Below are 1,045 nucleotides of genomic sequence, written 5' to 3'. Positions count from 1 at the left end.
GCATGGCAAATTACACATTACAGAGCTCTCAGGAAAAGAAATCTGCGTACATGAAGTTTCAGCTTTAAAGGGGAAAAAGATCATTCTGCGTACTCATGGCCGTAATATGGAGCCAAAGGTAACAGAACTGATTTATCAAACAGCTTCTTTATTCGAAAATATAGAAAAAGCTCAGCAATGGTTAATTGCGATAAAACTCCATAAAAAAAGATATATACGTGATCAGATACAAATGATTGAGCGTGTCATAGAAAACAATAATGCATTTGATATATCACGTGCATTAGATTACGTATATGCTAATAATATACTAAGCGCAACGGACTTTAAAGCTTATCTAGATTATATCCGCTCAGAAAAAATCCATAAACCGGAACTGGAAACCAAAATTATCAGGCTCAACCCACTTTCAGCAAGCAATAACACCCAAATGGAACTCGAACCTCAGAAAAGTGATTTAACTGATTATGAATTGCTTTTTGGTAACAACTAATAATATCCCTGTCGGTAATACGGCAGGGAAAAACTAATAACTCTACTAAAAATATAACAATGGAAAATCAAAAACAACTGGTAAAACAACTTTGTTCAGACTTCAGAATCTCAGCGATTGCTGCAAATTTGGATCAAATAATAGCTACAGCTGAAAGTGAAGATATTGGCTATTTAGAGCTCCTAACAAGGTTATTGAAAACAGAGCAGCAACATCGCCAACAAAGAGATGAAGTTAGACGTATGAAATCTGCTGCTCTTCCCCGTAATAACGATTTATTAAACTATGATGCTAAACGTAATGGACTTACTGATAAAAGACTCGCCACCCTTAGAGAGCTTAACTGGATAGATCAGCTCTTTAACTTAGTTCTTATGGGACCAAGTGGTACAGGAAAAACAATGCTAGCGGCAGGGTTAGCCAAGGATGCTGTAAAGGCCGGGTATCATGTATACTTTAGAACTATGGAAGAAATAGTCTCTACCTTAAAAACCAAGGACTTTGTACGTTCGCAAACAGCAGAATACAAAAAAATGGTACGAGCTAACCTAG

General features: G+C 36.6%; 2 protein-coding genes. Both read left to right on the top strand.

Features of this window, described 5'->3' with window-relative positions:
• A partial coding sequence (locus G5B32_RS16890) for a hypothetical protein (protein WP_165292662.1) occupies positions 1-493 on the top strand: 493 nt, incomplete at its 5' end.
• 59 nt (positions 494-552) lie between these two features.
• Positions 553-1,045, top strand: a 493-nt coding sequence (locus G5B32_RS16885; protein WP_165292661.1) for an ATP-binding protein, incomplete at its 3' end; no start/stop codon positions are given.

The sequence above is a fragment of the Sphingobacterium sp. SGL-16 genome (assembly GCF_011043515.1).
Classification (GTDB): Bacteria; Bacteroidota; Bacteroidia; order Sphingobacteriales; family Sphingobacteriaceae; genus Sphingobacterium; species Sphingobacterium litopenaei.
This window is presented reverse-complemented; position numbering and strand designations above follow the sequence as displayed.